Annotated in this window: 21 protein-coding genes and 2 pseudogenes; 9 read left to right on the top strand and 14 right to left on the bottom strand. The window is 60.9% G+C overall.

All coding sequences use genetic code 11. The features are described 5' to 3' along the window. The 3 genes from NKJ91_RS29900 to NKJ91_RS29890 form a co-directional block, all read right to left on the bottom strand. A partial coding sequence (locus NKJ91_RS29900; protein ID WP_352458399.1) for a CopG family transcriptional regulator occupies positions 1–226 on the bottom strand: 226 nt, incomplete at its 3' end. A gap of 80 nt (positions 227–306) precedes the next feature. Next, a complete protein-coding gene (locus NKJ91_RS29895) occupies positions 307–900 on the bottom strand; it encodes a DJ-1/PfpI family protein (protein ID WP_352458398.1) in 594 nt (197 codons plus the stop codon). A gap of 150 nt (positions 901–1050) precedes the next feature. Beyond that, entirely contained in the window at positions 1051–1743 is a 693-nt protein-coding gene (locus NKJ91_RS29890) for a GntR family transcriptional regulator (RefSeq protein ID WP_502903647.1), read from the bottom strand. 332 nt (positions 1744–2075) lie between these two features. On the opposite strand from NKJ91_RS29890, the gene NKJ91_RS29885 reads away from it, so the two are divergent. The 3 genes from NKJ91_RS29885 to NKJ91_RS29875 are packed head-to-tail and all read left to right on the top strand — an operon-like array spanning position 2076 to position 5634. Continuing rightward, the gene (locus tag NKJ91_RS29885; protein WP_352458396.1) at positions 2076–3299 is read left to right on the top strand and encodes an iron-containing alcohol dehydrogenase; all 1224 of its coding nucleotides are present in this window, start codon (positions 2076–2078) and stop codon (positions 3297–3299) included. A gap of 17 nt (positions 3300–3316) precedes the next feature. Continuing rightward, positions 3317–4804, top strand: a complete 1488-nt coding sequence (locus tag NKJ91_RS29880) for an NAD-dependent succinate-semialdehyde dehydrogenase (protein ID WP_352458395.1) — start codon at positions 3317–3319, stop codon at positions 4802–4804. Positions 4805–4812: 8 nt separating this feature from the next. Continuing rightward, positions 4813–5634, top strand: a complete 822-nt coding sequence (locus tag NKJ91_RS29875; RefSeq protein WP_352458394.1) for an alpha/beta hydrolase — start codon at positions 4813–4815, stop codon at positions 5632–5634. Here NKJ91_RS29875 and NKJ91_RS29870 read toward each other — a convergent pair whose 3' ends face one another. The 6 genes and pseudogenes from NKJ91_RS29870 to NKJ91_RS29845 form a co-directional block, all read right to left on the bottom strand. After that, a complete protein-coding gene (locus NKJ91_RS29870) occupies positions 5635–6384 on the bottom strand; it encodes a ribonuclease activity regulator RraA (protein ID WP_352458393.1) in 750 nt (249 codons plus the stop codon). Positions 6385–6406: 22 nt separating this feature from the next. Continuing rightward, entirely contained in the window at positions 6407–7570 is a 1164-nt protein-coding gene (locus NKJ91_RS29865; protein WP_352458392.1) for a mandelate racemase/muconate lactonizing enzyme family protein, read from the bottom strand. Positions 7571–7603: 33 nt separating this feature from the next. Next, positions 7604–8701 (bottom strand): ABC transporter ATP-binding protein, encoded by a 1098-nt coding sequence (locus NKJ91_RS29860; protein ID WP_352458391.1) that lies wholly within the window; start codon positions 8699–8701, stop codon positions 7604–7606. A gap of 10 nt (positions 8702–8711) precedes the next feature. Next, a complete protein-coding gene (locus tag NKJ91_RS29855; RefSeq protein ID WP_023679256.1) occupies positions 8712–9602 on the bottom strand; it encodes a carbohydrate ABC transporter permease in 891 nt (296 codons plus the stop codon). Beyond that, on the bottom strand, positions 9599–10558 hold the full coding sequence (locus tag NKJ91_RS29850) for a carbohydrate ABC transporter permease (RefSeq protein WP_352449170.1): 960 nt from the start codon (positions 10556–10558) through the stop codon (positions 9599–9601). The genes NKJ91_RS29855 and NKJ91_RS29850 overlap by 4 nt, the downstream gene beginning before the upstream one ends. A 76-nt stretch (positions 10559–10634) precedes the next feature. After that, a pseudogene (locus NKJ91_RS29845) lies at positions 10635–12112 on the bottom strand (ABC transporter substrate-binding protein). Between the two features lie 208 nt (positions 12113–12320). On the opposite strand from NKJ91_RS29845, the gene NKJ91_RS29840 reads away from it, so the two are divergent. From NKJ91_RS29840 to NKJ91_RS29825, 4 genes are read left to right on the top strand one after another with little or no spacing between them, the layout of a single operon-like run. Further along, complete coding sequence (locus NKJ91_RS29840; RefSeq protein ID WP_023679253.1) at positions 12321–13031, top strand: GntR family transcriptional regulator; 711 nt, start codon at positions 12321–12323, stop codon at positions 13029–13031. A 54-nt stretch (positions 13032–13085) separates the two neighbouring features. Next, positions 13086–14252, top strand: a complete 1167-nt coding sequence (locus tag NKJ91_RS29835; RefSeq protein WP_352449172.1) for a mandelate racemase/muconate lactonizing enzyme family protein — start codon at positions 13086–13088, stop codon at positions 14250–14252. A gap of 56 nt (positions 14253–14308) precedes the next feature. Next, positions 14309–15670 (top strand): mandelate racemase/muconate lactonizing enzyme family protein, encoded by a 1362-nt coding sequence (locus tag NKJ91_RS29830; protein ID WP_352458390.1) that lies wholly within the window; start codon positions 14309–14311, stop codon positions 15668–15670. 17 nt (positions 15671–15687) lie between these two features. Next, positions 15688–16887 carry a mandelate racemase/muconate lactonizing enzyme family protein gene (locus NKJ91_RS29825; protein WP_352458389.1) on the top strand — a complete coding sequence of 400 codons (1200 nt, stop codon included), beginning with the start codon at positions 15688–15690 and terminating at the stop codon, positions 16885–16887. A gap of 203 nt (positions 16888–17090) precedes the next feature. On the opposite strand, the gene NKJ91_RS29820 is transcribed toward NKJ91_RS29825, so the two are convergent. The 3 genes from NKJ91_RS29820 to NKJ91_RS29810 form a co-directional block, all read right to left on the bottom strand. Continuing rightward, positions 17091–18944 (bottom strand): adenylate/guanylate cyclase domain-containing protein, encoded by a 1854-nt coding sequence (locus NKJ91_RS29820; RefSeq protein ID WP_352458388.1) that lies wholly within the window; start codon positions 18942–18944, stop codon positions 17091–17093. A gap of 874 nt (positions 18945–19818) precedes the next feature. Then, positions 19819–20097 (bottom strand): hypothetical protein, encoded by a 279-nt coding sequence (locus NKJ91_RS29815; protein WP_352458387.1) that lies wholly within the window; start codon positions 20095–20097, stop codon positions 19819–19821. A 476-nt stretch (positions 20098–20573) separates the two neighbouring features. Continuing rightward, complete coding sequence (locus tag NKJ91_RS29810) at positions 20574–22160, bottom strand: serine hydrolase (RefSeq protein WP_352458386.1); 1587 nt, start codon at positions 22158–22160, stop codon at positions 20574–20576. 224 nt (positions 22161–22384) lie between these two features. Here NKJ91_RS29810 and NKJ91_RS29805 point away from each other — a divergent pair, with 224 nt between their 5' ends. Further along, positions 22385–22612 carry a hypothetical protein gene (locus NKJ91_RS29805; protein WP_352458385.1) on the top strand — a complete coding sequence of 76 codons (228 nt, stop codon included), beginning with the start codon at positions 22385–22387 and terminating at the stop codon, positions 22610–22612. Positions 22613–22906: 294 nt separating this feature from the next. Here NKJ91_RS29805 and NKJ91_RS33930 read toward each other — a convergent pair. Both NKJ91_RS33930 and NKJ91_RS29800 read right to left on the bottom strand, forming a co-directional pair. Continuing rightward, positions 22907–23068, bottom strand: a pseudogene (locus NKJ91_RS33930) (IS91 family transposase); the annotation flags it as partial. 21 nt (positions 23069–23089) lie between these two features. After that, the gene (locus NKJ91_RS29800; RefSeq protein WP_352458384.1) at positions 23090–23398 is read right to left on the bottom strand and encodes a hypothetical protein; all 309 of its coding nucleotides are present in this window, start codon (positions 23396–23398) and stop codon (positions 23090–23092) included. Positions 23399–23485: 87 nt separating this feature from the next. On the opposite strand from NKJ91_RS29800, the gene NKJ91_RS29795 reads away from it, so the two are divergent. Then, entirely contained in the window at positions 23486–25162 is a 1677-nt protein-coding gene (locus NKJ91_RS29795) for a winged helix-turn-helix domain-containing tetratricopeptide repeat protein (RefSeq protein WP_352458383.1), read from the top strand. The last annotated feature ends 531 nt before the right edge of the window (positions 25163–25693 follow it).

Raw genomic sequence — 25693 nt, 5'->3', positions numbered from 1 at the left:
ACAGCAACTCGTCACGCAAGGCATTGACAGTCTCAAGCGTGACAGGAGGTGCATCCGGCCGAGGCGACAATAGAGGAATCCCGTTGCGCTCGCCGCCGGCTTGTGGCCGGCGCAGCGAGCGCCGGGCGAGATCGGTGATGACCTCGCCGAGGCTGCGATCCTGCTGCCGGGCCATGGCCTTGGCCGCGACCAGGACATCGTCATCGATCGCCAGTGTAGTTCTCATATCGCCCTCCTTGGCGCGCATCAAACATCACGCATCATATAGTAACCGACGCACCCCTTTGAGATGCGTCGGAAGAAGGTCTAAGCGTGGCGGATTTCCGTTCCCAGCACCTTCAGGCATTCGCGGATGAACGCAGCAAGCGCCGTCCAGCCTTTTGCCGAAACCATCGTCCCATCCACATATGCCTCCGTTGGAGACAGGTCGATATAGGTGCCGCCCGCAAGCGTCACTTCGGGCTCGCACGCCGCCAGCGCGCCGACCTTCTTGCCACGCACGACGCCGTCGACCGCAATCAGGATCTGCACGCCGTGGCAGATCGTGAAAATCGGCTTCTTGGTTTCGTGGAAGTGGCGCACCATCGCCTGCACGCGCTTGTCGGTGCGGATGTATTCGGGGCCACGACCGCCCGCGCAGTAAACGGCGTGGTATTGCTCCAGCTGCCTCTCAGCGTCGGAGAAGGTCTTGTTGATCAGCGCATAGTGGCCGAGCTTTTCGGTGTAGGTTTGATCGCCCTCGAAATCGTGCAGCGATGTTTTGATCAGGTCTCCGGCGCTTTTGTCTGGGCACACGACGTGGACGGTGTGGCCCACCGCTTCCATCGCCTGCTGGTAGACGAAGATTTCGTATTCCTCGGTGAATTCACCGGTCAGCATCAGGATCTTTTTGCCTGGCATGGTACTTCCTTTCCTGTGACAACGGCCGGGCGAGACCTGTACTCGCCTGGTAGGTTGAGTTTCTAGAAGGGTGAATCGGGGAAGTAGTCTTCGTTGGCACTGGCCTGCGTGATGACCGTCAACGGCGGGTACGGGGACATCGGGACAGTCTCAGTCGAACGCCAACAACAAACGGTCGCGGGAATGCTCGATATGGCGACGCATCGCCTGCTCGGCAGCGGCAGGATCGGCCGCAGCGAAAGCGGCCAGGATGGCCTCATGCTCGTCAAGCGCCTCCTCGGTGACGCGCGAATGGAACATCAGGCGGAATATGTGGAAGTGGGTATGCTGGTGCGCCAGTGTCTCGCGCACGAGTTCGTTGTTGGCGAATTCCATGACCTTGTCATGGAAAATGGCATCCTGGCGGGCGAAGTTGGAATACCGCAGGCGCTCGTCCTTGCCCTCACGGCGCGCCATGACGCCGGCCGATGTCTGAAGCTGTGCGAGCTTTACCTCGTCCATGAGCGCCGCTGCCTTGGCCGCACCATGAGGCTCGAGCAGCAGGCGAAGCTCGTACAGTTCATCGAACCGTCGTTTCGTAATCTGCGGCGCAGCGCGGTAACCGATCAGATGCGTCTTCAGCACCAGGCCTTCGCCTTCGAGCCGGCCGAGCGCCTCGCGGATCGGCGTGTGGGATACGTTGAATTCCTTGACCAGGCTGTCGACGGTGATGCGCGAGCCCGGCGCAATCTTCAGGGACATGAGTTGCGCAAAGATCGCTTCGTAGACGTCCTCAACCAGGCTGCTGGAGCGCTGGATACGCCCGCTGGCGAGGTTCGCTTCGTCTAGACTGGGTAAGTTCATGGCCTGCATGTTTTGCCTCTTGACACATTGAGTTGCTAACACGATGCTCCGGCTAATGCAATCCTATATCCTATACGATTTTATAGAGGATATCATTTGCGGCAGCTAGGAGACAAAGCAATCGAATTTGCAGTGGCCCTGCTGGAACAGCGTGCCGCCCTGGCAGCCCGTGCTTCCTCACCTGCTGAACGGACCGCCAGCGTTGCGGGCGATGGTTCGGCACGTCGATACGCAACCGCGTTGCGAGACGCGTTTTACATCGAACCCGGTCTTTGGGCCGAGTTGAACGCCATCTCGCATTCCAATCCAGTCATCATCACAGGATGCAGGTCATGAGCCTTTTCGCTGCCCTAAGGCTGCCGCGCGAAATCCTCTTCGGGAAGGGCCAACGCCACGTCATTCCGGTCGTCGCGGCGAGGCTCGGGCGTCGCGCACTCGTCTGCACCGATGAACGTTTTGCCGCAACGGGCCCGTTCGCAGAGATTGTCACGGGGCTGCGAGCCGCCTCGATAGACGTACTGGTGCATGACCGTGTGCTACCCGACGTCCCCCGGGACACCGTTGCCGTCTGCGTCGAGGAAGCACGGAAGTTCACGCCCGACATGGTGATCGGCATTGGCGGCGGCAGCTGTCTCGACATGGCCAAATGCGCCGCGCTGCTCATCAGCCACGGCGGTCAGCTCCAGGATTACTACGGAGAGTTCAAGGTGCCCGGCCCGACGCTGCCGCTGATCGCGGTGCCGACGACAGCCGGCACCGGCTCTGAAGTCACCCCGGTTGCCGTGATCTCGGATCCGGATCGCACGCTGAAGGTCGGCATCTCCAGCCCGCATCTGATCGCGGCCGCGGCCATCTGCGATCCTGAACTGACGATGACATGCCCACCGGGATTGACGGCAATGGCAGGCGCCGATGCACTGACGCATGCAATCGAGGCCTTCACCGCCGCCAGGCGTGGGACCGATCCCGGCCTTCCGCAGAAACATGTCTTTATCGGCAAAACCGCTTTGACCGATCATTTCGCCCTGCTGGCGATCAAGCTGCTTGGCCGAAGCCTTGAAACGGCATACCGCCAGCCCTCTGACGAGGACGCCCGGGCCGACGTGATGATGGGTGCACTGGCCGCCGGCTGTGCGTTCGGAACGGCCGGCACAGCGGCAGCGCACGCCGTGCAATATCCGGTCGGCGCGATAACCCACACCGCTCACGGATTGGGCGTTGCCACCATGTTGCCGTACGTCATGAAGTACAACAAAACAGCCGCAGCGACCGAGATGGCCGAGATCGCCAACGCGCTCTGCCTCGATGGTAAAGGCCGGACGCCCGACGAGTTGGCCGACGCGACCATTGCCGAAGTCAGCCGGCTGTTTGGGGCAATCGGGATCACCTCCTCGTTAGCCGAGCTGGGGCTGCCCGCCGATAAGCTCGATTGGACGGCGGAACAAGCGATCGGTATCGAACGCCTCATCAAGAACAACCCGCGTCCATTCGATTTGCGGACCATGCGACACCTGGTCCAGGCGGCCTTTGATGGCGACCTCGCCAGCATCATGTAACAATCGGGAATATAGAGATGAACACGTTTTCACAGGTTCTGTCGGATGATCAGGGCGTCAGCGACTTCCACACAATTTCGCACCGGCTGTATATTGGCGGCCAATGGCGGCAGTCCGCGGATGGCAGGGTAATTCCGGTCATTGATCCGTCGACGGAAGCCATCATCGCGGCCGTACCCGATGCGACCTTGGAGGACGCGGCCGCCGCCGTTGACGCCGCTGCCAAAGCAGCCCACGGCTGGCGGACAACGTCGCCGCGAAAGCGTTCCGAGATCCTCAGACGCTGCTTTGAGCTGATGACGGAACGATCGGAGGCACTGGCTACTCTCATCGCATTGGAAAACGGCAAGGCCCTGCGGGATGCCCGAGGCGAGATCGCTTACGCGGCGGAATTTTTCCGTTGGAATGCCGAGGAGGCGGTTCGCATTACCGGTGAATTCGGTACTGCGCCTTCCGGCACCAATCGCATTGTGGTCGACTACGAACCGATCGGCATATGCATCCTGATCACGCCCTGGAATTTTCCTGCCGCGATGGCGACGCGCAAGATCGCGCCGGCACTTGCCGCTGGATGCACGGTGATCCTGAAGCCGGCCAGTGAGACCCCGCTTACCGCCTACTCGCTGGCCGCGCTCTACCAGGACGCGGGCGTTCCACCAGGGGTGGTCAACGTCCTGACAACCTCCAGTCCCGGGCCTTTGACAGCCGCCATGCTGGCCGATCCGCGGGTGCGCAAACTCTCCTTCACCGGTTCGACGGGTGTGGGTCGCGCTCTGCTGGCAGAGGCTGCCAGGCATGTGATCTCATGTTCCATGGAACTCGGCGGCAACGCACCGTTCATTGTGTTCGACGACGCCGATCTCGAAGCGGCGCTCGATGGCGCAATGGTGGCCAAGATGCGCAACGCCGGCGAGGCCTGCACGGCCGCAAACCGCCTCTACGTCCAATCTGGCATCTACGAAGCCTTCTCCGAGGGCCTCGAGAAGCGGATGTCTTCGCTCAAGGTCGGCGCCGGCACCGACCCGGACACGGAATGCGGGCCCATGATCACGAAAAAGGCGGTCGAGAAGATAGACCGCCTTGTCGTCGACGCGGTCACACGCGGCGCGCGGGTCTTGTGCGGCGGCTCAGTCCTGTCCGGACGTGGTTTCTTCTACCCTCCGACAGTGCTTCGCGACGTGCCGGGCGACGCAAAGATGGCGCATGAGGAGATATTCGGGCCGGTGGCGCCAATCTCCAGCTTCGAAACGGAGTCCGAGGTCATCGCGCGCGCCAATGACACCGAATATGGGCTTGCTGCCTACATCTACACGCGCGATCTGGCGCGCGGCATGCGGGTGGCCTCGCGGATCGAGGCCGGGATGATTGCTCTCAACCGCGGGCTGATGTCCGATCCGGCAGCCCCCTTCGGCGGCGTCAAGCAGAGCGGGCTCGGCCGCGAGGGAGGGCAGCATCACGGCATTGCGGAATTCATGGAGGCGAAATACCTCGCCATCAGCATGTGAGCAGAAGAATGCAAGGCGATCCCTTTCGCATCCGCGACCACGTCGCGGATTTTGACGAAATCGTGCAGGACTTCGTTGATCGCAGCGAGGTCGCCCGCGCCACCATTGCGATGACCGCTGACGTGGCCTACGGACCGGATCCGACCGAGACCATGGACCTGTTCTTTCCCGCGGGCAAAAGAACGGCGCTTCCGGTGCACATCTTTGTCCATGGCGGCTACTGGAGAATGTTCTCCAAGCGCGACTATTCATATATGGCGACGACGATTACCCAGGCCGGGGCCATTGCCGTCATCCTTGATTATGCTCTGATGCCCAAGGTCCGAATGGCGAGGATCGTCGACCAGGTGCGCCGGGCCAAGCAGTGGGTCCTGGCCAACATCGCCGATCATGGCGGAAGCCCGGCGGCCCTGACCGTCAGTGGTCATTCGGCTGGAGCCCATCTTGCAACGTTCCTGTTCGATGGGGCGCACACCCCCTCGAATGTAAGGGCAGCCCTTCTGTTGAGCGGGCTCTACGATTTGAAGCCGCTCCAGGATTCCTTTCTCGCCAACGAGATTGGAATAACCGACGAGGAAGTCGCCATGTTCACGCCGCTCGCCTGTCGGCATGATCCTCAAACCAAGGCGGCGGTTCTGGTCGGAGCCAATGAGACGCCACCCTTCCATCAGCAAGCCGATCGATTCAAAGCAAGCTTGCTGCGGCAGGGATCGTTGGTAACGTCGCATGTGCTCCCGAACCGCAACCACATGGACAGTGTCAGAGATCTCGGCGTGCCGGGGACCGGGGCTGCCGATTGCCTGGAAGAACTGATCGCCAAGGCCTGCTGACTAACTCGGGTTCTCCAGGCGATTTGCTTTGCGCCATTCCTCGTACTCCCCGCGGGCATCGTCATGCAGCGGATAGTAGCGTTGCAACGGGCCGCCCTCCATGAGCTTCACTCGTGAGAATTCCTCCCAATCATGATGCTTTTGTGATTCTTCGATCACCTTCGGGGCCATTGCGACGGGAAGCACCACCACCCCGTCGTCGTCGGCGACGATGATGTCGCCGGGGATCACCGTGACACCGCCGCAGGCAATCGGAACGTTGACGGCATTGGGATAGATGCTGGTCTGCACATGATAGTTTGGCGTCCAGCCGCGCAGCCATAGGGGCAGGTCGAGCTTTTCGACATTGGGCCGGTCGCGCATGCACCCATCGATGACGATACCCGCCCCGCCCCTGCCCTTGAAATACGTCGACATCATATCCCCGAAGACGCCCGAGCTCATGTCGCCGCGCGCGTCGACCACGACCACATCGCCCTCCTGCGCGTGATAGAGCACGTGCCGGTGCAGTTGCGTCTCCGGATCGGCGTACTCTCCTTCGGTGAAGAGGTCCGGCCGCTGCGGCAGGAACTGCAGCGTCAACGCCGGCCCGACGATCGACTTCCCGCGGTTTTGCGCCACCGGACCGACCATGTGCGGATTGCGGAAGCCCATGTGGCCAAGCGTGCCGGCTACCGTCGCGGCGCCGATCTCCCTTAGCGCGTCGATCAGGTCTTTAGGCGGCCGCGCGATGTCGGAAGTATGCGTCATTGTGGACTCCGATTGAATGGAACTACCAGTTCGTAACAGAACCGTCGCGGCGCTTAAGGTGAGGCGCTTCCCAGAAACGCAAACTCTGCGCCTGGACCGCAACTTCGTTGACCTCGACGCCGAGCCCCGGCAGATCGCCGACCGGATAATCGGTCCCGTCGAGCCGTGGTTGCACGGGGAAGAAGTCGGAATTGTCGAAGCCCAGCTTTGTTTCGGGTGCCCTGGTCTCGAGCCACGCGAAGTTGGGTACCGCGGCAGCGAGATGCACGGTCGCGGCCGTGCACACTGGACCAAGCGGATTGTGCGGCATCAGGTCCACATAATGCGCCTCGCTCCAGCCAGCGATTTTCATCGCCTCGGTGAGCCCGCCGACATTGCAAACATCGATCCGGTTGAGCTGATGGATGCCGCGCTCGATGTAGGGCAGGAACTGCCACTTGCTGGCAAATTCCTCGCCGATGGCAAAGGGGATGTCGGTCATCGTGCGCAGCGATTCATAGGCCTCCGGCGTCTCGGCCCGTATCGGCTCCTCGAGGAAATCAAGCACGCCGCGGCCGAGCTTGTTGCAGAAGCTCGCCGCCTCTGCCACCGACAGCCGATGATGATAGTCGAGGCCGAGGACCACGTCGTCGCCCAGCGCCTCGCGCGCCTTGTTCAGCATACCCGCGGTAGCGCCGATGGACTCGCGCGGCTCGAAGATGTCCTTGCTGTTTTGCCCGAAGGGGAAGAAGCGGATCGCCTGCCACCCCTGCGCGCGAAGTTCGCGGGCCCGTTCGATGGCAACGTCGCCCTCGGCCTCGTCGCCGGTCGAGGCAAAGGTGGGAATGCGGTCGCGCTGCTTGCCGCCCAGCAGCTCGTAGACCGGCACGCCCAGCGCCTTGCCCTTGATGTCGTGAAGGGCGATGTCGATGGCGGAAATCGCCGCCTGAAGGACTCGCCCGCCTTCGAAGTACTGGCTGCGGTAAATCTCCTGCCAGATCCGCCCGATCTGCATCGGGTCGCGGCCGATGAGAAACTCGCGATAGTGCTCGACCGCGCCTGCCACGGCCCTCTCGCGACCGCTCAAGCCGCTCTCACCCCAGCCGAAGATGCCCTGGTCGGTCTCGACCTTGACGAGCATCTGGTTGCGCGTTCCTACCCACACCGGATAGGGCTTGATCGCGGTGATCTTAAGTTTCTCAGTCATCCACGCCCACGTTGCACGCGCATTCGCTCTATCTCAGTTGGCCTTGAGGGCCATTTCAGTTTCGCCATCGAACAGATGCATCCGCTCCTGGTCGAACTCGAGCCAGATCTGCTCGTCGGGCGCGACGGCAATGTTTGGCGGCACGCTGACGTTGACGATGGCGCCGGACAGGAACGCCTGAACGAAGGTGACGTCTCCGGTCGGCTCCACCGTATAGGCCTTGGCCGGGACGCTGCCTGGCACCGCGCTCTTGTGGAGCTTGATCGTCGAGTGACGTGCGCCGAGCACGACTTTCCGGGTCGTCGCTTTCGCCACCTTCTGGGCATTGCGCGGCGAGAGCTCAAGGCGCCAGCCCTCGGCGCCGGTCAACACCGTGTTGCCGTTTGCCGTCGATGCCTGCAGCGGAATAAGGCTCATCGCCGGGCTGCCGATGAAGCTGGCGACGAACATGTTCACCGGATGGGCAAAGACCTGCGCCGGTGAATCGTATTGCTGCAGGTAGCCGCCATTCATCACCGCCATCTTGTCAGCCATGGTCACGGCTTCGAGCTGGTCGTGCGTCACATAGATGATCGTCGCCTTGAGGTCCTGGTGGAAACGCTTGATCTCCGACCGCATCTGCACGCGCAGTTTGGCATCGAGGTTAGACAGTGGCTCGTCCATGAGGAACACGGCGGGGTCGCGAACGAGGGCACGGCCAAGGGCCACACGCTGCTGCTGCCCGCCCGAAAGTTCGCGCGGCTTGCGCTCGAGCAGGTGCGTCATGTCGAGCACTCGCGCCGCTTCCTTGACCTTCTTGTCGATCTCGTCCCTGGGGAGTTTGCGCATCTGAAGCGGGAACGCCAGGTTCTTGTAGACCGATTTCTGTGGGTAGAGCGCGTAGTTCTGGAACACCATTGCGATGTCCCGGTCCTTGGGGTCGAGGTCGTTGACCACGCGCTCGCCGATGATGATGTCGCCCGCTGTGATCGGGGTCAGCCCCGCGACGAGGTTGAGCGTGGTTGTCTTGCCGCAGCCTGAAGGGCCGACGAGCGCAACGAACTCGCCGTCATTGACCGTCAGCGAGACGTGGTTGACAGCTTTGAAGCTGCCATAGCTCTTGACGAGATCTTGGAGGACCACGTGGGCCATCGGCAACTCCCTAGTGCTTGACCGCGCCTTCTGTAAGGGCGCGTACGAAGTATCGTTGCAGGACCAGGAACAGCACCACGACGGGCACACTCATCATGAAGCTGGCCGCCATCAGGCCCGGAAAGTCCGTCGTATTTTCCGAGAAGAAGCGTTGGATGCCGACCGGCAGGGTCAACTGCTCGTTCTTGGAGAGGAAGGTGTAGGCGTAGATGTACTCGTTCCACGCGCCGATGAAGGAATAGATTGCGGTGGCGATGATCCCCGGCGTCGAGAGCGGCATCACGATCATGATGAAGGCCTGGAACCGTGTTGCGCCATCGATGCGCGCCGCCTGCTCAAGCTGCACCGGGATATTGTCGTAAAAGCCCTTGAGCAGCCAGATCGCCAGCGGCAGGCCAAAGGTGAGATAGGTGAGTATCAGTGAGCCATGCGTGTTTATCAGACCGATCGCGCGCATCAGGATGAAGAGCGGTACGAGAAAGATCACCGCCGGGAACATATTGCGCAGCAGCACGGCAAAGAACAGGAAATTCCGGCCGGGGAAACTGAAGCGCGAAAACGCGTAGGCCGCTGGGACAGCCACGATCACCGAAAGGATTGTCGTGACGGTCGACACGAAAAGGCTGTTCCAGAAGAAGCGGAGGAAGTCCTGGCCGACGCTGTTCTGCGGATCGAGCAGTTTCTGATAGCTGGCGAGGGTAGGTTCGTCCGGCCACCATTGCGGCGGGAATTGCGTCGCCGCGAATCCGGACTTGATCGAGGTGATCAGCATCCAGATCATCGGCAACGCGGTATAAAGCAGCATGAACACGAGGAATATGCGCCCGGCCCACCGCCATCCGTCGACGCGCATGCGGCGACGGGTCTGGGCTCGAGGGGCTGTCTCGGCAATCGTGCTCATGCGCTCCCCTCTTTCCGCTCGTTGCCGCTTAACGCACGGACGTAGAAGTAGCCCAGCGTCATCAGCGTGAGGAACAGGAGCACCGAATAAGCCGATGCCACGCCCCAGCGCTGCCGTCCGAAGGCGAGCTCATAAATGTGGGTTATCCAGATATGCGATGCGTTCGACGGCCCGCCGCCCGTCATGATCCAGGGGATGATGAAGGAATTGAAGTTGGCCACCGCGAGCAGCAGCATCGTCACCACCGAGACGTTGCGCAAGTGCGGGAAGGTGACGTGCCAAAAGCGCTGCCATGCATTGGCACCATCGACTTTTGCGGCACGCAGCAATTGGTCGGGGACTGTCTGCAGGCCGGCCATCATCATGATCATGGCAAACGGAAACTCGCGCCAGATATTGACGACGATTAGGGAGGGCAGCACCGTGCTGACATTGTCGATGAAATTCGGCGGCTGGGCGGCCAATCCGAGGCCGACCAGCACCGCGCCGATGATCCCGAAGTCCGAATGGTAGATCCACTTCCAGATGTAGGAGGCAGCGACGGCGCTGATGACCCAAGGGATGATCAGGACGGCGCGCAGGACACCACGGCCGATGAAGTCGCGGTGGAGCGCCAGCGCAGTGGCAAACCCCAGGACAAAGGAGATGAAAGTGGACCCCAGCGTCCAGATCAGTGTGTTCCAGGTGACCTTCCAGAACACCTGACTGGTGAGGATCGTCGTGTAGTTGTCGAAGCCGATGAAGGTCTTGTCGCGGAGTTGCAGGCCAGGCGGTGTCTTAAAGAACGACAGCTCGACCGTGTAGTAGATCGGATAGGCGATGACGATGAGCATCACGGCGATCGCCGGGAGCACGTACGCGTAGTCCGCGCGATGCTCCCAGATCTTCCGCAGCGCGCCGGACCAACCGGGTTGCAATCTTCGGCGAGCCTCGGCCTTGCCGGTCACGATCGTCACTTGTGGCGTGCCCTTTTTCTTCGGAACGAGGCGGCTGCGCCAGCGGCGCAGCCGTCAGTCGTAGGTCCGGCCTGGACTAGAGTCCGCCCATCAGGTCTTTTACCTTCTTGGCCGCGTCGTCCGCTGCCTCGTCGACGGTCATCGCTCCGGTCAGGGCATTCTGCAGCATGTCCGGGATGATGATGTTCATGATCTCGGGGGCCTGCGGCAGAGCTGGGAACGGGATGCCGTATGGCAGCATCGAGGTGGTGACGTCGAGGAACTTGATGTTGTCCAGACGTTCCTTCATCCACTTGGTCTTGAAGCCGTTGAGGTTGCCCGGGTTTGATCCGGCGTAGGCCATCTTCAGCGACCATTCAGGGCTCGTCCACATGCAGATGATAGCTTTCGCAGCCGGCTCGTCTACCTTGCCGCCCTCGACATATTCGGGTTTCAGGATGTGAATGTTCGAGCCGCCGAACACGACGGCGCGCTTGCCGTCGGGACCAGTCGGGATCAGGCCGTAGCGCATGTTGTCGATGACGGTCTGCGCCTTGTCCTTGTCGGTGCCCGTCGCCTTTTTCTGCAGGTCGAGCATGACATTGTAATCGGACGGGTGCGAGATCATCATGCCGAGCTGGCCAGCGACGAACAGGGGCTGATTATCGGCCTGCTGGTTAGTGAGTGCCGAAACCGGAACCGACTTGTCGCGAACATACATGTCGTAGGAGGCTTGCAGCGCTGCCTTGCTTTGCGGGCTATCGAGCTGGACCTGCTCATAGGTCGGGTTCGGCGTCGCTTCGTCGAAGACGCCGCCGCCATAGGCCCACAGCTGCGGCATGAAGCGGTACGGCGTATTGCCGGCATTCTTGCGAGCCACGAGGCCGTAGCCGGCAATGCCGAGCTTGTCGTGGATCTGCTTGGAATATTTGACGACATCTTCCCAGGTTGCCGGAGCCTTGTCCGGATCGAGGCCCGCACGCTTGAAGATGTCGGCGTTCCAGATGAACGCCATCGTCTCGTTGTTGGTCGGAATGCCGTAGGTCACGCCCTCCCAGGTCACGGCCTTCATGGCGCCGGGCCAGAAATCCTCGGTCGAATACCCCACATCCTCGGGCTTGAGCGGCTGCAGATAGCCCTTTGAGGCGAACTCGGTACCACCCAGGATTTGCAGGCGGACCGCCATCGGCGCGGCATTGCCCAGGAGCGCCGTGCGGAACTTGTCGAGAAGGTCGTTATAGGTGAGGGCTTGTTCCTCGAGCTGGATGTTCGGATAGGTTTTGCGGAAGGTCTCGAAGAAATCCTTGTAGTACTGGCGCAGGAGGTCGGGGTCGCCCTCGAACACGCCCTGATACCAGAAAGTCAGTCGCCCCTTGTAGTCGAGCGGGGTAACCTTGGCGCAATCGGCAGCCGTGTCAAAGTCCTGTGTGCCGGCGATGGAGCGCACATATTCCGGCGACCACTTGCTCAGGTCGACCGGTGGCGCACCCAGCGCCGAAGTGACGTCAGGGATGCCATCAAAGCAGTGGCGACAGTGCCGCGCAGGACGGCACTGCCGAGCGCAATTCTCGTCATAGGTATCCTCCCTGGTTCTCCCATGCCGCCCTAAAGCGGTCCTTGCTCGTTTCGATCGCGAGGATGCCTCTTTTAACTCAGTGTATCCTCTCGATCACTTGGTACGTTTTCAGATCATGGATTGCCTGTCAACGCGCAGAATCGTACATTGTTTGCGAAAGCCGTGTGTGATATCGGGCAAGGTATGTATTAAATTGGGGAGCCGGCCTTGGCCGAAATAAGCGATTTCAAAGCGATGCCACCGGTGGGGACCGATCCCATCGGGGCCTCCAGCGAGGGCGCCTCGCTTTATGAATTGATCAGGGAAGATATCATCGAGGGACGGCTCGCCGCCAACGAACGGCTTGTCGTCACCGATCTCGCCCGGCGTCACGGCACTTCGACCAATCCTGTGCGCGAGGCCCTGCAGTTGTTGCGCGGCGAAGGGTTTGTCACCTTTGTCGCCAACCGCGGGGCGCGCGTCCGACCCATTGATCAAGATTTTGTCCGAGATATCTACGAGATCGGTGTTCTGATCGAGCCAGCCCTGACACGATGGTTTGTGAATATGGCGACCGGCGAGGACATCGCCGAACTCGAACGTCTCCAAGGCCTGATCGAAGAGAACAATTTCGCCGACACATTCAGGCATAGTGAGCTGGATACCGCTTTCCACACCGTGATGTACCAGCGGCACTACAACCGCCACGCAGCCGAGCTTTGGTGGAAGCATCGCGAAGTGCTGCGAGCCGTGAGCCGTCGTTTCAATTTCACGCTGGCGCGACGTGCCGCGATCATGCGCGAGCACCGCGAACTCATCGCGCTTGTGAAGGCGGGAGAGGCCGACAAGGCGGCCGAACTCGTTTCCCGCCATGTCGAGGGTTCGGGCCGGCATATTCTCGAACAGATGCGAGCGCGCAACGCCGCTCGGGCCGGATAGAATGTCCAGTCCAGAACATCGTTAGCTGACCATTTTCAGGCAAAGGTAGTTGAGATGAAAATCACGAGCATTCGGCCGTGGCTGATCAAGTCCGATGCTTCCTACTGGGGAGAGTTCCTGTTCGTCGAAGTGACGACCGACGAGGGAGTGAGTGGCTGGGGAGAGATCACCACCACGACAAGGCTCGCCAACCGCGCTCTCTGCACGATCCTGCGGCAGATCGGCGTCGCCGTGACAGGCGAGGATCCGGCGCGTATCGAGCATCTCTGGCACAAGATCTTCCGCAGCTTCACCTACATGGGAAGCCGCGGCGCCGCCGTCGAATGCGTGAGCGCCATCGATATTGCCCTCTGGGACATCCGGGGCAAAGTCCTCGGCAAGCCGATTTACGAGCTGCTTGGCGGGCCGGTACGCGATGAAATCGCGCTCTACACCCATCCCAACCAGGCCAAATTCACCAGCAAGGAGGCTGTGGTCCGCGAAATTCTAGACATTGTCGAGTCCGGACACACTGCGCTCAAGTTCGATCCCTACCCCCACCAGGGCCGCAGCGCCGATGGCCTGCCCCGCGAACAGCGAGACGGCTACCTCGATGGCAGCATGACTCGCAAGGACGAGCGCGAAGCCGCCGAACTCACGGCTCTGATCCGCGAAACGGCAGGACCCGATGTCGACATTCTCATCGATGCGCACGGCCGCTTCGATGTCCCCACCGCCATTCGCCTCTGTCGGAGCCTCGAGGAGGCCGGCCAGATCGACTGGTTTGAGGAGCCCTGCCCGCCCGAGAGCCTTAACGCCCTCAAGCAGGTACGTGAGAAGGTCAATACCGCCATCTCGTGGGGCGAGCGCGGCCACACGAAATGGGATTTCGTGCCGGTACTCGAGAACAGGCTCGCCGACTACATCATGCCCGACGTTACCTGGACCGGCGGCATTACCGAACTCAAGAAGATTTCTGCGCTGTGCGAAGCCTACTACGTGCCGGTCTCGCCCCATGACGCCGCGGGACCGATCAACGTGGTTGCGGGAGCGCAGGTGATGATGACCGTTCCCAACTTCTACAAACTCGAAACATCGGAGTGGAACCTGGGCAAATACGATCACCTGATCGACAGACCACTCGACATTTCGAACGGCAGCCTCAAGCTGACGTCGAAGCCTGGTCTCGGTATTGAGATGGACCGCGACTACCTGCAGGCCCACGAGATTGAGCTGGGCTAGCAACACTCTATGCCGGCCCAGGTGGCGGGGCGACAAGCCGAAAATGAGGATAAGTCATGGCAAAGACAAGTGGCGCCGACGAAGCGCTCAATCGGGTGAACGCGAACTCCAAGCCATCCCAGCTTCGCATCACCGACATGCGGGTAGCCGAAATCGTCGGCGCGCCGTTCACCTCAACCCTGCTCAAGATTTACACCAACCAGGGCATCGTCGGGCTTGGCGAGGTGCGCGACGGCGCCAGTGCCACTTACGCGCTGATGCTGAAGAGCCGGCTGCTTGGCGAGAACCCTTGCGACATCGACCGCCTGTTTCGCCGGATCAAGCAGTTCGGTGGCCACGGCCGGCAAGGCGGCGGCGTCTCGGCGGTCGAGATCGCGTTGTGGGATCTCGCCGGCAAGGCCTATGGCGTTCCCATCTACCAGATGCTCGGCGGCCGGTTTCGGGAGAAGGTGCGCGTCTATTGCGACACCGACGCTACCGTGCCGAGCGGCACCGAGACCGGCAAGCGCCTCAAGCAGCGCATGGCGCTCGGCTTCACCTTCCTCAAGATGGATCTGGGGCTGATGCAGATCGCGGATGTACCCGGTGCGGTCGTCTCCCCTGCCGGTTCACTTGAAGCGTACCGCATCCATCCCGGCCGCGGCCCGGTCAAGACCATGGACGAGCGGCGCGCCCGCAATGCCGCTTACGATTTGCATAACGTCCCCCATCCGTTTACCGGCCTCCACTTTTCCGACAAGGGCCTCGACCTGCTTGAACAGTACATTGCCGAGGTTCGCGATGTTATCGGCATGGATATTCCGCTCGCCATTGACCATGTCGGCCACATCTCGCTGCAGGACGGCATTCGGCTCGCCAGGCGGATTGAAAAATACGTGCCGGCCTGGCTCGAGGATGTGATCCCATGGCAGTACACCGAGCAGTTCCGGCAACTGCAGGCCGCCACCACGGTGCCGATCTGCACCGGCGAGGACATCTACCTTAAGGAAGGCTTCGAGCCTCTGCTCAAGAGCGGCGGCCTCTCCATTATCCACCCGGACCTGCTCACCAGCGGGGGCATCCTCGAGACCAAGAAGATCGGCGACATGGCCCAGGACCACGGCGTCGCAATGGCCATCCATATGGCCGAAAGTCCGATCGCCGCAATGGCCGCGGCACATGTCGCGACCGCGACCGAAAACTTCATGGCGCTCGAATACCACTCTGCCGATGTCGACTGGTGGGACGATATCGTCACCGGCGTTCCCAAGCCGCTCGTGAAGGACGGCTTTATTACTGTTCCGGACAAACCTGGCCTGGGGATTGACGACGTCGTCGACGAGGTGATCTCGCAACATCTGCAGCCGGGTGTCACCGGCATCTGGCAGCCCACGGATCACTGGGACAACGAGTATTCCTGGGACCGTACCTGGAGCTGAGGCGAAAGGAACCGAAGATGAAGATCACCGATCTCCGCTGCGCCGTCATCGGCAAACATCCCATCGTCCGCATCGTTACCGACGAGGGCCTCTATGGCCTTGGCGAAGTCGAGTTCACCAAGACCTATCTCAAGCCTTGGGTGCTGCATTTCCGTGAGGCGCTGATCGGCGAGGACCCTACCGACGTCGAGCGGGTGATGCTGAAGATCCGCCAACGCGGCTCTTTCAAGCCCTATGGCGCGGCGGTAAGTGCCATCGAGCATGCGCTGTGGGACATTGCCGGCAAGGCTGCAGGCGTGCCGGCCTACAAACTGCTCGGCGGCAAGGTGCGTGACAAGGTGCGCGTCTATAACGGCTCGATCCGCCAGAAACGCACCGGCGACCGGCCGGAGGATTACGCCGCTGACGTCAAATGGATGATGGAGCAGCCGCAGAATTTCTTCATGATCAAGCAAGGGATCTCGTTCCACTCCAACATGAAGGACACCATCGAGGACTTCCATTACGGCGTGAAGCAGAATAAGGCTGGCTACCACGGTGCCATGGATCAGGGCGTCATCAGCGAGCGCGGTTTCAACCACATGCTCGACTGCGTGATCGCGATGAAGGAAGTGCTGGGCGACAAGGTCAGCCTGGCGCTCGACTGCGGCCCGGGCTGGATGCTGCCCGATGCAATCAAGTTCGCTCGCGCGGTCGAGAAGTACAATTTGATGTGGCTCGAGGACATGCTGACCGGCGACTATGTGCCGTGGGTCAATCCGCAGGCCTATCGGGAACTGACCACCTCAACCTCGACGCCAATTCATACCGGCGAGCAGATATACCTGCGGCACAATTTCAAGGAGCTGATCGAAACGCAGGCGGTGCGCGTCATCGGCCCCGATCCGGCCGATATTGGCGGCATTGCCGAGCTCAAATGGGTCGCCGAGCACGCCTGTATGCACTCGATCCTGATGGCACCGCACGGCACCGCGAACGGCCTTCTCGGCCTCGGCGCGCTGATCAATGTCTGCGCCACCCTGCCCGCCAACTTCATTGCCTTCGAATACCCGAGCGCCTCCGACCCCTGGTGGGAGGACCTCGTAATCGGCCTGCCGTCGCAGATCGTGAAGGACAGCATGGTGGACCTGCTGCAAGCGCCGGGGCTGGGCCTCGATATCGACGCCGAAGCAGGCAGGAAGTATCTCCGGGAAGAGGATGCAGGCTTCTTCGACTGAACCATCCTTCTTGCGCCACCCAGCACCACGCGGACCGCTTCACGCAACCTGTCATCCGGAATGACCGTTTCGGGGCTGGACGCGGACTGGCAGCTTTTCAGCTGCGGAGGGTCCAAAGCTGACATTCAAATCGGTGCATCCTGAAAGCAACTAACGACGCGGGGAAGGATACTGCACGCCTGTACTCCGGCTTCCAACCGAAACTACTTCGTTGGCAGTCCCGCAGCGACGAGGTCGGCTACCTGTCGATCAATCACTGCAGAATTGATATGGAACGTCATATCGCGCCACCGCGTGGCCTTAAGCCACGGCTGCATGGCAAGCGCCTTGAGGACTTCACTGCGTGCATCGTCAGTTTTTCCAAGATGGACATCGTTGATGGCACGTAGCAGCGGAACGGTGATCAGGAAGTCTGACGCCTTCGTGATCAGTGCAGCAGATTCGGCGTACTTTTCGATATCCGTTAGGGCATTTGCCTTCATCACGAGATAGTAATCGGCGAAGTTTGGATCGTTCCTGAGCCCGTATTCTGCTCGCTCAATGGCCTTGTCTGTCAGGCCGCTGAAGCGGGCTGCTGATGAAAGGTCGCCGATGAGAAACGCGTCTCCGGGCGAAAGCGCAATCACCTCGTCGGCCCTGCGCAGAGACAGATCGAAGTTGCCCTCATGAGCGCTGACGTAGACGTTTGACCACAAACAGCTTTTTCTTGCGTCGGGTCCGAGGTTGGCCCGCGGAAGAACCTTTGCTTCCAGTTCGGACGCCATGCGCCAATGTTCGTCAGGCTTTTCGTCAAAGCCGAGGTTGGCCGCCAAGACGTGATCCCAAGCCAGTCCGCACGATAACAGCGACGAGTCGGGAAATTTGGCCAGGCCCTCAAGAATTATGTCCGTCGCCTTCACCAGGCTCTCGGGCGTGAACTGCCCGAAGAAGAAATTGGAGCGAAGGAAGAAGTCGTACTCTTCGAGATCCGGCGTGTCCTTTTCCCAGACCTTCTTGTATTCGCTGTCGTACATTTTTCCGCGCTGACCTCCGAGCGTGCCAATGATGCGTTCGATCGCCTCGTCCTGCATCATAAGCGGATCGCTTCCCGAGCGATCGAACTTTTCCGCCCAGAGATTTTCGCCTGTGCGCGCGTCGATCAGCTGCGCGGTGATCCGCACCCGCTCCGTCTCCTTCCAGATGCCGCCCTCGATCACGTAGGCCGCGTTCAACTGTTGGCCGATCTGGCGGACATCGGTTGGCTTGTCCTTGTAGACAAAGGTAGAGCTACGCGAGAGCACCTTAAGTTCGGTGACGCCTGCCAGCATCGAGATCAAATTGTCTGTCATGCCGTCGCTGAAATACTCCAGCTTCGGGTCGCCGCTCATGTTCTTGAACGGCAGAACCGCAACGGTCGGGATACCACCCTGGTCTATCTCGCGCTTTGTTCCATAGAACTGCCACCACGCCAGGACCGCTGTGACTGCTAAGACCAGCACCAGGAAGCTCGCCACGGCTGGCAGCCGCGAGCGGTTGCGGCTCGCGCGCCTGGGCCTAGCCTTGCCGCCGATCGTGACACGATAGGCCTCCACCGGCTCCGAGATATTCTTGACCTTCTGCGGGCCCATCGACTGAAAGCCGAAAGCCAGCTTCTTCTCAACCTCGCGCGCGACCTTTGCAGACACCCAGATGCCGCCAGGCTCGGCAAGTTGTTCTAGTCGCGCCGCGATATTTACGCCCTCGCCAAACCGATCGTCACCCTCGACAATCACCTCGCCAAGATTGACGCCGATGCGCACTTCCACGCGCTGGTCTTTCGGCAACGATGCGTTTCGCTCGGCCAGCCCACGTTGCAGCCAAACCGCGCATTCCATCGCCTCGACGACAGAAGAAAACTCCGCCAGCAGGCCGTCGCCCATCAGCTTGAAGATAGTGCCATGATGACGCGCTACTGTCGGTTCGAAAAGTTCCTTATGATCGGCGCGCACCCGTTCATGCGTACCCGCCTCGTCGCGCTCCATCATGGCAGAGTATCCGACAACGTCAGCAGCAAGGATGGCGGCGAGCTTGCGGTCCATTTCGGAGCACTCTGTCGGCGGCCAACCTCGGAGGCGAGGTGGCAAACCCTCCCGGTTCCAATCAGTTTCGCCTATCAGGACCTTACCCGCAAGCGGCTGCCGGTTACGAAACGACTTGATTGGGGCCGGACGCGGACTGTCGGCTATGGGAGAATCCGCCCGACTCCTTCCGATAGGCGAAAGTCGCTCTGGAAAAGCACCGCGGGGTCTTGAAATGGCACGACCGAGCCGGCGGGCGCATCGGCTCGGACTATTCCGCGTGGGAGCGCTCTAAGTCTCGATCGGGCGGAAAGTGGTCGCACACGGGAGCGGCCCAAGTAGGCTCATCTGCGCCAACAGGCGACTTGTGGATCAAGCTTGGAAGGCGGCTCCACCGAGCTTCGACACTAGGCCCAAATTAGCCCTCGCCGATGCTCCGGCTGCGCCAAAGGCTTGTTTGGATGCTTCAGCTTGGACCTGGTGGCTTGGCAACCGGGGGCAGTTCTAAACCGGTCGGGCGCGGCCAGACTTTCGAGTTTCAAGGTAAGCCGCCATGGATTTGCAATGATCTCCACGACGAAGCCATAGCGCTGGTTGCTCGCGCAACGCTAAGGGCGTCCTGGTGGCTGCTCCTGCGGAAACTTGTCTTCATGGACGATTGCCACGGCCCGCTCAAGATTGCCTCTCACCTCGAAACCGATCCAGTGTCCGTCCATCAGGTGCGTTTGTCTCGGACAGGCGAGGAAATAGTTCCCCGCCTGCTGGGCAACAAAGTTGAGTTGTCTCCTCTCATTAATTTTGATCCCCTCTAGCGGCGCGGTGTACGCCCCCCAAATCGCATCCTCAGCCTCCAACTTCACTGGCATCTCTGACCGAGCATAAACCCTGGTCACCATCAGACCGTGCCATTGATGAACTCGATCTGGACCGACCGTTCTTCTGGCACGATGATCGTGAGATTGCCGTCCCAGTAGCCGTTGAAGTCGATAATGTCGGTCCGGATGTTGTCCCTGCGGTACCGCTCGACTTGGTTCCAATCGGCGACAATCTCGATAGCCACCGTCTTCGCTGCCGGATCGTTTTTGATCCAGCTCGGGACGAAAAGCTTCCCAGCCAGCGCAATTCCAGGCAACAATCCAAAGGCGAGAAGGGCAAGGTGGGCAAAGCGCGCCATCGCAATCAGAGGCTCCTCCCGAGCGGAGCGGCCGAGCTAAAGCGACCGCAATCGAAGTCGACTAGGCCCATCCTTCAACGAAGAGAATACCCCAAAACAAGATCCACACCAGCAAACCCCCTTTGGCGGAACGGAACAAAACTCGCCGTCGCCGGAGTCGCCTCCAAGTGAACGCCCCACCTCGCGCAGGCCGATGTCTGCCGCCGAAAAGCGAAGGAGGGGTAAGGTTATCGCGCCAAGCTGATCGCCGCTCGGCAAAGGTCTGTTTCTGGGCCTCGAGCCGTCGGTCTGCTTCGGATCAGCGGCTGGCCAAAGCCGACGTAGCTTGTCGGAAGCTCCCTAGCAAATGCCGGCTTCCTGATTTCCACGCCCGGAAGCGAACCGTCACAAATCCGCCATCTCAGGCATCACCTTGCAGACGGCCGGTTCGCCTTTTCGACGGCATAGGGTGTATGGAGCACCCGACGCCCCCACCCCTACCTCTGAAAATGCCCCAACCCGTTCTCATTGAGATAGTCCACCGTCATCACTCGCGCGCGAATGCCGCCGGGGGAACCGACGAACTTCACCGATGACAGCGAGCCGGTCGGCGCGTTCTCTCCGCGGGGCGTGAGGGCGTAGGTATCGCCGTCCCAGTGTTCGAGCGTGAACTGCATGGGCTTGGGGCCGAGTTCGAGCATCAGCTTGTCGCCATCGGCCCGCACGGTGGCGGTGTCGAAATAGTTGCTCGTATATTGGCCCTCGTAGAAGGATGGACTGCGCGCCTTGGCGGGGTTCGTCGGCTTGTCCTTGCCGGCGAGGTCGCCCACCGGCTTGTAATAGGCCATGAACCGCGGCTTGATGTAGGGATACCAGTCGCGGGTGACCTGGCCATATTGCACGATGTCCATGAAGCTGGCGGCGACCGCCTCGGCGGCGCCGACGGGGGAGCCGTTGGTGAGCACGACGATGCCGACATCGGCCGAGGGCAAGATCTGGAAGGTGGTGCCGGCGCCGAGCAGGAAAGCGCCGGAATGGCCCATGGTGGTGCGCCCATTGGCGTTCACCCCCACATTGAAGCCATAGCCATAGGAGCTGGCCCGCGTATCGGGCGTCTCGCCGCGGTAGGTCACGCTCTGCGGTGTGATGGCGGGCTGCAGGATCTTCGGGTCGATCATGGGCTGACCGTTATAGGTGCCGTCGCCAAGCAGCAGGATCATCCACTTGGCAAGATCCTGGACGCTGGAGGAGACGCCGCCCGCCGGCGCCTGCTGGTCGGGGTCGCGGTCATAGAGCGGCTCGAACACATTCTCCGCCACGCGCGCATGCAGCAGGGCGCGGTTCTTGCCGGCGGCAATGAAGTCCTCGTGCCGATAGCTGCTGGAGCGCATGCCGAGCGGATCGAACAACAGGCTCTTGGCCAGCGGCTCCCAAGGCTGTTTCTCGGCGTGGGCCACTGCCTCGGCGCCGATCGTCGTGCCGAAATTGGCGTAGTGATAGGAGATGCGGAAGGGATCAAGCGGCACCATCCACAGGCTCCCGACGATCTGCTTGCGCTGGAAGCCGAGATCCTCGAGTTCGTCGCCCGCCGCCATCGGCAGACCCGAGCGATGGGCGAAGAAATCGCCGATGGTGGCGTTGCCCGAGACATAGTCGAGATTGAGGCGAAAGCCGTCCCAGACCTTGCCGACCGGGGTATCCCAGTCGAAGCTGTGGTCCTTCGTCATGGCGATCGCGGCCACCGTGGCCGAGATCGACTTCGACACCGAGGCGACCTGGAAAATGGTGGTGCTGCTGACCTTAGAAGTGTCGTCCCGGTTGTCACGAAGGCCATAGCCCTCGTCAAAGATCATTTTGCCGCCATGCACCACCGCCACGGCGCAGCCGGGAACGTCGGATACTTCCTTGACTTTCTTGACGATGTCCGGCAGCGCGGCCAGCGCCTTCTCGACACCGCCGGGATACAGCTGCATAGCATCCTGCGGCGGCGATGGCCCAAGCTCCGGCACGTAGGACTGCGCGGCTGCCACGGCGGGCAGCATGGTAACGAGGGAAAGTACCAGGAGAGCTGCGACCTTCTTCATTCCATGTCCTCAAACTTGCACCGGCAGATGATCGGACCATACGCGGCAAGATGAAAGATGGTTGCGGCTATTTTCCAATGAAATGTTTAAGTTCAAAGATTAGACAGAGACGGCGGCTGCGTGTCATGTGATTTCGGAGTGGTGAAGTATCCGCGTTACCTACGCGCCCGGCAATTGGATGGGATTGGGCGGGAGAACGTCAACTTTCCAAGCCCGAGCGGCAAATGGCATCCGATCACGAGTTGTTCGCCAACGGGCTGGCGGCCAACCAGAAAGTCATCGAAGCCAACTATATGGCCCATCGCGAGGCCCTATGGCCTGCTGCATGGAGTCCGAGGGCCGAGGGGCCGGGACGCTTCGTCTTCGCCGATCTTGCCTGCGGCACGGGGCCGTTTGCTGTCCGTCCGGTTATTGCGGCGGGACCAGTTAAAGCCGCCGTTCGGCTCACGTGAAGAGTATCGGGCGCCGGCAGGCGTACGAAAGTCCCCGAGGAAGGAACCCGCGGGCCGCAGACGATGGCTATGGGGATTTCGGATTTCGGCAGATGTCGGCGATGGCGCGACCGCCGTCGGGAAGCGCTGGGGTGAATGCGGACAGACCGCTTCGTTGCGCCCCCGCGCGGTGTTGTCGGCTTGGTCGGCAGCTGGACGCGACCTCTTCAGCATCGAGGATCATCATGGACGTGCGTCGATCCGTTGCCGGAGGCTGAGTGCCTGCAGCTGAAGGCTGAACCATTCCATGCCGGGTCATGGCGTGCTGCTCCCGGTCGACCGGGAGCCGTGTGGTGGTCCGCGCGGTTGCCTCCACCGTTCAAACAGCTCGATGACGATGATGCGGCCGCCGCAGCACGGGCACGGCGGGCGGAAGTCGTCCGGTTCGTCGGGGTCGCCGTCGTCGGGCGGCGCGGCAGGGGCGATCGAGGGTCGCCCTCACTGACCCTCCTGGGTAAGTTGGAAGATACTGGCCGTCCGAGTAGGACCAACGTTAGTCAGCTCACAGTACGCGAAAGAAGCAAAAGAACCCGGTTGCGGCGGAAGAAATTCCCCCTGGTGCTTCCATGCGAGGCAGGTTTTGATCGTGTCGAAAGATTTTTGTTCTCGGCGTTCATCGATGCGGCCATCGACAAATACAAGAGAAATTACATGCGCGGTTGCATTTAGAGATTGAGGATCTGCTTTCGCAGCCGTTGGCACTGCCAAGAGAAGAGCCAGAGCGATGATGAGCTTGGTGCGATTCATGCCGTCCTCTGTTCATCCGGTGCTGCTGGGATCGCTTGGAGGCGAAGGCCGAATGGGCTAAACTAGGAAGCGCGCCAGGAAGGTGAAATGTCCCGAACGGCTCCTGAAATTGACCTGAAATCTGCTGAAACGATCACCTTCCGCGGTTTCGTCTTCCTGACCAAAAGCAAAGAACTCCGAACCGTCGAAGGCAAAGCGGTCAATCTTCGCAGCCAGTCCGCCGAGGTGCTCTCGGTGCTCGCGGCGCGACCGGGCGAAATCGTCTCCAAGGATGCGCTGATGCAGGCGGTTTGGCCCGAGACCTTCGTGACCGACGACAGCCTCACTCAATGCATTGCCGATATCCGCCGCGCGTTGGGGGACGACGCGCACGTGATGGTGGAAACCGTCCCAAAGAGAGGCTACCGACTGAACGCCGATCTATCGGACGCGGCGGACCCAAACGCCGCAGCCGGCACGGAACGTGCCAGGACACGATTCTCGCAGCGCGGCTTCATTCTTGCTGCACTCGCTCTCCTTGTGGCAGCGATCGGCGCATACTACGGCGCGGAAGCCTGGCGAGCCGCTCCCGTTCGTTCGAGCGACATGCCCAGGATTGGGATCCTTCCCTTCGACGACTTCAGTGCCGGTGTGGACAAGGGATATCTCAGCGATGCCGTTGCCGAGGGGATCATCACCGAGCTGGCGCGGAGCAAGACTTATGCCGTCATCGCCCGGAACTCGAGCTTCAGGTACCGCGGTAAGCCGATCGACGCCAGACAGATTGGAGATGAACTCGGCGTCGACTACCTGCTCGAAGGCAGCCAGCAGAAGATCGGAGACCGGCTGAAAGTGTCCGCCCAGTTGCTGAATGCGCATGACGGATCACATGTCTGGGCCAACTCCTACAACCGAGAGATTGGCGATCTTTTCGTCGTCCAGGAGGAAATCATCCGCACGCTTGCGGATCGGGTCGGAATAAGGATCGAGCGACCGTTGCCACAGAGCGATGCCGCGCAGGTCAGCGCGCTCCGCTATTACCTGATGGGGAGGGCCAAGATCGGAGAGGATATCTCAGCCGAGGGGAACGAGCTGTTAAGGCAGTTCAGCCTCAAGGCGATCGAAGAGGATCCGAACTCCCAGTTCGGCTATATCGGGCTGGCCTGGTACTATCGCAATGACGCGGTATTCGGGTGGCACGCGCAGGAACACAACCGGAACGAGGCGTTGAAACTCGCTGCCGAATACGCCGACAACGCCATCCTGCTCGCTCCTGATGACGCTGAAGCGCATGAGGTCCGCGCCAGCATCCACACCGAAGCCGGAGAGGTCGAGCAGGCCCTTGCCCAGTACGATCAGGCGATCGCCTTGAACCCGAGCAACTCGCATATCCTCGTCATGAGTACGAACGTGCTGCTGTATGTTGGCCGCGCCGACGAAGCGATCGATCGGATCGAGCAGGCCAAAGGCATCGATCCCTTCCACCCTAACTGGTTCCACTGGCAGATGGGCTGGGCGCTCTGGGAAAAGAATGATTGTGGGGCGGCGCTGGCTGCGATGCGGAAAATGTCCAGGATCCCGAGCGGCGCACAGCGCATGCTTGCGGGGATCCACGCTTGTCTAGGAAACAAGCGAGAGGCAAAGGAAGCGCTTGCGGTTTTCCTCCAGAACACTCCCAGTGAATCCATCAGTAAAGAACGCAGGGAGTGGGACAAGATTTGGACCGCACCCGGAAGCCTCAACCGCTGGATCAAGCAGATGCGGTTCGCGGGGTTGCCGGAGTGACGGCCGACCGTATGCGGCCCAGCAGAAGTCATGGGCTGCAAACGACCCTTGAAGTGGGCCACGAGCGCTGGTGGCCCTCACGCTCAGGGCGCCGATGCGTACCAAACACCTTCATTTCCTCAGTTTTATGTTGCGACTTGCCAGGCTGGCCGATGGCCAGCCTGATGCGGCCGCGGAGACGATCGCGGTAATGCCCCAAGCCCATCCGCGCTTCACACTCAAAGTCTTTCGTCGCTAGGAGCCCTACAGGGAGGCGGAGGTACTCGATTAGATTGTCACGCTCCTGCGCCGTGCCGGTATTCCGGACTGACCTTGGTCGTCTACTTGCCGCCTTGCCTGAACCAGTGACAGCTGCGTCCGCAATTACTATCCTGGCGACGCATGCCGCTGCGTCCGCTTCGGGGGATCAAAGAACGCGAGCCAGATGACCGACATTGCTGAAGGGTTTCGGGTGCCGTCAGGCGTACGAAAGTCTCTGATGCAGGAACCCGCGGGCCGCAGGCGATTGCCTATGGGGATTTGTGCCTCGGG

The organism is Mesorhizobium sp. M0040 (assembly GCF_040323505.1).
GTDB lineage: Bacteria > Pseudomonadota > Alphaproteobacteria > Rhizobiales > Rhizobiaceae > Mesorhizobium.
The sequence above is the reverse complement of the archived record's forward strand: the minus strand, read 5'-3'. Positions and strand labels throughout refer to the sequence as shown.

Bases quoted from the DNA above. Each gene is read 5' to 3' on its own strand.
- NKJ91_RS29795 (WP_352458383.1), top strand. From the start codon at position 23,486: ATGTCCCGAACGGCTCCTGAAATTGACCTGAAATCTGCTGAAACGATC.
- NKJ91_RS29800 (WP_352458384.1), bottom strand. From the start codon at position 23,398: ATGAATCGCACCAAGCTCATCATCGCTCTGGCTCTTCTCTTGGCAGTG.
- NKJ91_RS29860 (WP_352458391.1), bottom strand. From the start codon at position 8,701: ATGGCCCACGTGGTCCTCCAAGATCTCGTCAAGAGCTATGGCAGCTTC.
- NKJ91_RS29820 (WP_352458388.1), bottom strand. From the start codon at position 18,944: ATGGACCGCAAGCTCGCCGCCATCCTTGCTGCTGACGTTGTCGGATAC.
- NKJ91_RS29890 (WP_502903647.1), bottom strand. From the start codon at position 1,743: ATGAACTTACCCAGTCTAGACGAAGCGAACCTCGCCAGCGGGCGTATC.
- NKJ91_RS29835 (WP_352449172.1), top strand. From the start codon at position 13,086: ATGAAAATCACGAGCATTCGGCCGTGGCTGATCAAGTCCGATGCTTCC.
- NKJ91_RS29855 (WP_023679256.1), bottom strand. From the start codon at position 9,602: ATGAGCACGATTGCCGAGACAGCCCCTCGAGCCCAGACCCGTCGCCGC.
- NKJ91_RS29830 (WP_352458390.1), top strand. From the start codon at position 14,309: ATGGCAAAGACAAGTGGCGCCGACGAAGCGCTCAATCGGGTGAACGCG.
- NKJ91_RS29895 (WP_352458398.1), bottom strand. From the start codon at position 900: ATGCCAGGCAAAAAGATCCTGATGCTGACCGGTGAATTCACCGAGGAA.
- NKJ91_RS29825 (WP_352458389.1), top strand. From the start codon at position 15,688: ATGAAGATCACCGATCTCCGCTGCGCCGTCATCGGCAAACATCCCATC.
- NKJ91_RS29880 (WP_352458395.1), top strand. From the start codon at position 3,317: ATGAACACGTTTTCACAGGTTCTGTCGGATGATCAGGGCGTCAGCGAC.
- NKJ91_RS29805 (WP_352458385.1), top strand. From the start codon at position 22,385: ATGGCATCCGATCACGAGTTGTTCGCCAACGGGCTGGCGGCCAACCAG.
- NKJ91_RS29885 (WP_352458396.1), top strand. From the start codon at position 2,076: ATGAGCCTTTTCGCTGCCCTAAGGCTGCCGCGCGAAATCCTCTTCGGG.
- NKJ91_RS29865 (WP_352458392.1), bottom strand. From the start codon at position 7,570: ATGACTGAGAAACTTAAGATCACCGCGATCAAGCCCTATCCGGTGTGG.
- NKJ91_RS29810 (WP_352458386.1), bottom strand. From the start codon at position 22,160: ATGAAGAAGGTCGCAGCTCTCCTGGTACTTTCCCTCGTTACCATGCTG.
- NKJ91_RS29875 (WP_352458394.1), top strand. From the start codon at position 4,813: ATGCAAGGCGATCCCTTTCGCATCCGCGACCACGTCGCGGATTTTGAC.
- NKJ91_RS29815 (WP_352458387.1), bottom strand. From the start codon at position 20,097: ATGGCGCGCTTTGCCCACCTTGCCCTTCTCGCCTTTGGATTGTTGCCT.
- NKJ91_RS29870 (WP_352458393.1), bottom strand. From the start codon at position 6,384: ATGACGCATACTTCCGACATCGCGCGGCCGCCTAAAGACCTGATCGAC.